General features: G+C 57.8%; 9 protein-coding genes. 3 read left to right on the top strand and 6 right to left on the bottom strand.

Annotated features, from left to right (window positions below):
• The coding region (locus tag WA354_RS21485) for a PP2C family protein-serine/threonine phosphatase (protein WP_472815068.1) at positions 1 to 680 on the bottom strand (680 nt) is incomplete at its 3' end.
• 462 nt (positions 681 to 1,142) lie between these two features.
• On the opposite strand from WA354_RS21485, the gene WA354_RS21480 reads away from it, so the two are divergent.
• The 3 genes from WA354_RS21480 (at position 1,143) to WA354_RS21470 (ending at position 3,049) form a co-directional block, all read left to right on the top strand.
• Positions 1,143 to 1,727 (top strand): hypothetical protein, encoded by a 585-nt coding sequence (locus tag WA354_RS21480; RefSeq protein ID WP_472815067.1) that lies wholly within the window; start codon positions 1,143 to 1,145, stop codon positions 1,725 to 1,727.
• A gap of 128 nt (positions 1,728 to 1,855) precedes the next feature.
• Positions 1,856 to 2,209, top strand: coding sequence for an STAS domain-containing protein (locus WA354_RS21475; RefSeq protein ID WP_472815066.1), 354 nt, complete (start codon positions 1,856 to 1,858; stop codon positions 2,207 to 2,209).
• A gap of 57 nt (positions 2,210 to 2,266) precedes the next feature.
• Complete coding sequence (locus tag WA354_RS21470) at positions 2,267 to 3,049, top strand: glycosyltransferase family 2 protein (protein ID WP_472815065.1); 783 nt, start codon at positions 2,267 to 2,269, stop codon at positions 3,047 to 3,049.
• 90 nt (positions 3,050 to 3,139) lie between these two features.
• Here the strand turns inward: WA354_RS21470 and msrA are convergent, their stop codons facing one another.
• The 5 genes from msrA to WA354_RS21445 form a co-directional block, all read right to left on the bottom strand.
• A complete protein-coding gene (gene msrA / locus WA354_RS21465; protein WP_472815064.1) occupies positions 3,140 to 3,619 on the bottom strand; it encodes a peptide-methionine (S)-S-oxide reductase MsrA in 480 nt (159 codons plus the stop codon).
• Positions 3,620 to 3,675: 56 nt separating this feature from the next.
• Entirely contained in the window at positions 3,676 to 3,981 is a 306-nt protein-coding gene (locus WA354_RS21460; RefSeq protein ID WP_472815063.1) for a hypothetical protein, read from the bottom strand.
• 37 nt (positions 3,982 to 4,018) lie between these two features.
• Positions 4,019 to 4,366 (bottom strand): ArsR/SmtB family transcription factor, encoded by a 348-nt coding sequence (locus WA354_RS21455; RefSeq protein ID WP_472815062.1) that lies wholly within the window; start codon positions 4,364 to 4,366, stop codon positions 4,019 to 4,021.
• A gap of 71 nt (positions 4,367 to 4,437) precedes the next feature.
• Positions 4,438 to 4,767, bottom strand: a complete 330-nt coding sequence (locus WA354_RS21450; RefSeq protein ID WP_472815061.1) for a VOC family protein — start codon at positions 4,765 to 4,767, stop codon at positions 4,438 to 4,440.
• 61 nt (positions 4,768 to 4,828) lie between these two features.
• A partial coding sequence (locus tag WA354_RS21445; RefSeq protein WP_472815060.1) for a hypothetical protein occupies positions 4,829 to 5,057 on the bottom strand: 229 nt, incomplete at its 5' end.

Genomic DNA, 5,057 nt, shown 5'->3' with positions numbered 1-5,057 from the left:
GTGATGGCCATGGCGCGGAAAGCGGCGCGGAAGCTGGTGGACATCATGGCCGAGGCCAGGCCTTTGCCGGCAACGTCGGCGACTGCAATCAGGAGGCTGCCATCGGGCTGTTCGACAAGGTCGAGATAGTCGCCGCCGACCTCGTAGCAGGTGACGGAGCGAAAGGCCAGCGAATAGCCGGCGATGTCGGGCAGCTCTTGCGGAAGCAGCGAGCGCTGGATATTCCGGGCAGCATCAAGATCCTGCTGAACGCGGGCCCATTGCAAATTGCGCTCGTGGTTGCGAGCGTTTTCAAGGGCGACGGCGGCTTGCAGAACCAGGCCCTCGATGAAGTCGGCTTCGTAGATCGTGAGTTCGCGGCCGTCGGGCGGGGCAACAACCAGCTCAGCCATGCGCTTACCCTCGCGATCCTGCAACAGATAGAGGGGAAGCGCGCGAGCTTCGTCGGCTTGCGCGGGAGAGTCGGAAATATCGCCGTAGCTGAGGCCGGTTCCCGGGAAGGCGGCGCCAGCCATCTCAAGCTCGCGGACGACAATGCGGAGGACGGCGCCGAGCACAGCTTCTTCGCGGATAGTGGAGTGGACCTGGCGCGACGCCTCGAGCAGCGCCTGCAGGCGGGCGACCTGCTGCTGCAGATCGATGGTCTCGTTGTTGCCGGGCAAATGAATGCCTGCTGCCATAACTTCTACCTTAAACTTGCGGGGAATCTCACTTTATCACGGCCAGCGGTGAGGACGTCGATGGCTTTCTTCTGATTGGTTTTATCCTATCCACCGGCCGTTCATGAAGTTGTATTTGGTGTCATTTGGTTACGTTGCGAATGATCGGTGAGCCCGAAAGTACCCACTTGCGGACGCCCTTGGCATTACCTGGGCTGCATCCGCTAATGAGCGGGTTGCCTTCAATACTCAATGGCCCTGATTTTCTAGATTGAACGATAAGTAACTTGTTACCTATGTGCATAAGGTAATGCAAATGCCGCGTTATTTATAGGGATTTGTAACTGTCTCCGGTAACTTTCCGTAATTAGTCCGTAAGTGGAATTCCCAGTCACCTATAACTCGAGTTATTTCAATGGTAGGCATCCTGGAATCCCCCCTGCGCCAGAGCTCTGACGCCGTCGTAAACGAGAGAGGAAGGCCATGAAGATACTGGGCGATGAAAGTGGCTATGTGCTGGTACTCAGGGGACTGCAAGTCTTTCCGGGTGGAAAGGCCGCAGCAGAAGGGGAAGCTCCTCATGCGCGGATTGAGTCGGTAAGCGCGGCTGGAAGCACGATTTGTTCAGTGCCCCACTGCTGCTTTTTCTGCTCGTGGTGCGGGCAGCCGATCTTGCTGCCGCACGATCGAATCGGCTCGCCATTTGGCAACCCCGATGCCCGAAAGATCGAGGTTCGTTCGATTGCTACGGTGTGCCTGAACTGCAAGCACATCGGCAACTACTCCATGTTTCGTTCATGTCGCGGTTTCGACACGCGGCACAAGATCATGCACGCGCCCAACAGCGGAGAGACGGTGTTACTGCACTGGCTGCAATGCGTTGAGAAGACATGCCCAGCACGAGTTCCGCTGTTTGTGAGGCTTGAAAATGACGCATCGACGGGAGAGGTCGAGGCTGCGGAATGGCTGTGGGACGAGCTGGTGTGTGCCGCAGGCCATCGCATCAAACGGGTTCCGGTGGATCCCCGCTATCATCTTCCGTTGCGAACTTCCGCAGGACCTCGCTGATCGCTTGAACCCGCGGTGCAGATACGTTCGAGCACGCGCCTGGTTTTCGGTTTCATATTGATTCAGGGTTGTGAGAGAATCCAGCATTCCCCGGTTCCCCGCTCTTATTTTTCTTGAAGGAAGACCGAATGCCAGAGATCGCAGCCGTTCCCCCGCTGACGCTTGATGTTGAACTCATTGGCGACGTTGCTACCGTGAAGTGCCACGGCAAGCTGGTGCTGGGCGTTTGTGATGTGCTGGCCTCTGAAGTTCGCGCGCTGATTCCGAAGGCAAAGCGTATTGTGCTGGACCTGACCGACCTGAAGCACATGGACAGCATGGGCCTGGGCACGATTGTGCGGCTCTACGTCTCTGCCAAATCGGGAGGAAGCTGCCTGGTGCTGGTGAACATGGCCCCGCGTATTCGGCAGCTGCTGGGTATCACGAATCTTTTGTCAGTGTTGACGGATATGTGCGAGCAGGGCGTAACGATCCGGTTCTAGTTCGCTCGTCGACCGGGAATGAGAAAGCGCGGGAGCGCTGATTTATCCTTCGGTCAGATGCCATCGCAGCGCAAGACTCTCTCGATCGCGATGATCGCCATGAACGAAGAGGCGAATCTGCCTCGCACGCTTGAAAGCGTGAAGTGGGCGGACGAGATCGTGGTGGTGGATTCGGGCTCGCGCGATCGCACCATCGAAATTGCAAAATCATTTGGAGCGAAGACCACCTACCACGCTTTTGGCGGGCATGGCGAGCAGAAGAACGTCGCGCTGGATTTGTGCACGAGCGACTGGATTCTGCTGCTGGATGCGGACGAGGTGTTGACACCGGAGCTGCAGCAGGAGATTCGCACACTGCTGGCGGGTGAACCGAGGTTCGATGCTTACTGGATTCCGCGGCTGAATTTATATTTTGGCAAATGGATCCGGCACGGCGGGTTTTATCCCGACCATAAGCTGCGTCTTTTCAAGCGCGGAACGGCGCGCCTGACCGAAGGTGTGGGGCCGCATTCAACGCCGCAATTCAGGGGGCCGCGGGGCAAACTGCGCGGAGACATGTTGCATCATGCCTATCCCACGATGGGCGTTTATCTCGAGCACATGAACCGCTACAGCTCAGAGATTGCGCTGCTGCTGCACCAGCGCGGCAAAGACAGCCGGGCTTTGGCTCCGTTTATATGGAACGCGGTGCTGAACCCGGCGGCAACGTTTATCTATAACTACGTTTTGCGCCTGGGTTTTCTGGATGGACGCGAAGGATTGATTCTGCATATCAATCACTCGGTTTACATCCACTGGAAGTACATCAAGGCATGGCGGCTAGGACAGGGCAAGGAGTAGTTTTTCAGTGGTCAGTGGTCAGTGATCCAGCTGCCAGGCTTCAGTTGGCTCGGTTGCAGCTGAAGACTGACTCTGAACTGAAAACTGTCCTTAAATGTGGCAGCTGGCCTGGCCGCGCTTTTCCAGATACTTCTGGTGATATTCTTCGGCGCGCCAGAAAGTTTGCGCGGGCTCGACCTTGGTGACGATGCGCCTGGGTGCAAACTGACCGGAAGCGGTCAATTGCTCAATTTTGGCGTTGGCCTGCTTCTCCTGCTCGGGGGAGTGGAAGAAGATGGCGGAGCGATACTGCGTGCCCCAGTCGGGTCCCTGGCGGTTCGGCGTGGTGGGATCGTGGAGGTTGAAGAACGCGTCCAGAATCTGTTCGTAGCTGACCTTTTCGGGATCGAAGTCCAATTCCACCACTTCGGCGTGGCCCGTTTGATCGGTGCAGACGTCTTTGTAGGTAGGCTTGTCGAGCTTACCGCCCTCATAGCCGACGGCAGTGGCCGTTACGCCGGGGATCGCTGCGAAGGCTGCTTCGACGCCCCAGAAACAGCCCGCTCCAAATGTCGCTTTTTTGGTGTTCATACCTATCAGATGCGCGAGCCCGGGAATTTGTTTCGAACGCCATCAGGCCCTGGAGTTCAAATCTTTGAGCGGAGAAGATGACAGCTTTGGCATTCGCTTCCCCGGGCAAGACTGCGCAATCCAGGGATGGAGTATATGTGTCCGCAGCGTGGACACCGCCACAGCATAAAGCGAAGATACAACACGAAAAACAGGATGACAGCGGCGATCAGGGGAAGAGGGCTGGTCTCGCCTCGAGGTCCGGACATGGTGAATATAAAGGCCAGCACAAAGATCACGGTGCCCGCCCACGCCAGCGCCCATCTACGGTCGTAGGCCTCCCACGCATCGCGGTACTTGATGTTGGGGCGAATCTTCTTCACGCGATCACGCTCTCTCTTGAGCTTGGCTTGAGCGGATTTACTTCTCTACATGCGATTTGAGGCGGGCCAGCGTCTGGTCCCATTGTTTGGACACAGACCCCAGGTAGGCCTGCAGGCCCTCGATCGGCTCTGGGTCGAACTCAAAGAGGCGCTCGCGGCCGGCGTGGGAGCTGCGGACGATGCCGGCGCGCTCGAGGACTCCGAGATGCTTGGTGATGGCCTGGCGGGTGAGCTTGGACTCGTCGGAGAGCTGGGCGATGGAGCAGGGCTCGCCGGAGCAGAGCTTGGCTACCAGGGCCAGTCTGGTCTTGTCGCCGAGGGCGGCGAAAACGCGGGCCTTGGCCTTAGGTTTGGCGGTGATGCGCTTACGGATTTTGTGTGACATGGCTAGCTCCCACAACCTCAAGGTTGCATGATAGCTAATTTGATCGATATATGCAACTTGTTGGTTGCGCATTACTCCTGGGCATGGCTGGTCAGATTGTAGGTCAAGCCATATATGTCGCGGATGTAGCAGCGCGGGAAATCGGGTTCGTCTTTAACCAGTGTGCAGCCTTTTGCCAGCAGTCGGCGTTTGGCGGCCTCCACGCTGTCCACGGCTACTTCGAGAACCGGACCGAGCGGCGGCCCCTGCTCGATGAATAGAGTGATGTGTTTGCCGTGAAGGCTGATCATGTCCGGCTCTTCACTGGTAACTTCAAAACCGAGATTTTCGATGTAGAAGGCAGCTGCGCTCTTGGGATCCGACGCCTGGATCAGGATGTCACGACTGAAGGTGTTGGCCATGCGGGCTTCCTTGCTGCCACAAAAAATGGTGCGGACAAATGGGTCTGGACGGGTCCGGCACTCAATCTAGCATGCGGCAGGCGTGTATGGCATCAGCGGTGATTCCCGATTTGTCAGCTACGATTCTTTCCTCCGGGCTTGCCGCCGGGGCGTTTGCCGCCTGGCCTCGGGCCACTGGGTCGGCCTGCGCCAGGCTTCCGTCCCCCGCCGGTCTTACCTTTAAAGCCAGGACCGGACCTTGACGATCCGCCGGGTCGGGAGCCAAAGGCCGGTTTTGAGCGGCCTCCGGA

Origin of the sequence: Occallatibacter sp., assembly GCF_049802275.1 — a bacterium.
Lineage (GTDB): Bacteria > Acidobacteriota > Terriglobia > Terriglobales > Acidobacteriaceae > Telmatobacter.
Note: the sequence above shows the minus strand (reverse complement) of the source record. Positions and strands in the feature narration are given on the sequence as shown.

Excerpts from the sequence above, each read along its gene's own strand:
- WA354_RS21450 (WP_472815061.1), bottom strand. The coding sequence starts at position 4,767 with ATGGCCAACACCTTCAGTCGTGACATCCTGATCCAGGCGTCGGATCCC.
- WA354_RS21475 (WP_472815066.1), top strand. The coding sequence starts at position 1,856 with ATGCCAGAGATCGCAGCCGTTCCCCCGCTGACGCTTGATGTTGAACTC.
- WA354_RS21480 (WP_472815067.1), top strand. The coding sequence starts at position 1,143 with ATGAAGATACTGGGCGATGAAAGTGGCTATGTGCTGGTACTCAGGGGA.
- WA354_RS21470 (WP_472815065.1), top strand. The coding sequence starts at position 2,267 with ATGCCATCGCAGCGCAAGACTCTCTCGATCGCGATGATCGCCATGAAC.
- WA354_RS21455 (WP_472815062.1), bottom strand. The coding sequence starts at position 4,366 with ATGTCACACAAAATCCGTAAGCGCATCACCGCCAAACCTAAGGCCAAG.
- msrA (WP_472815064.1), bottom strand. The coding sequence starts at position 3,619 with ATGAACACCAAAAAAGCGACATTTGGAGCGGGCTGTTTCTGGGGCGTC.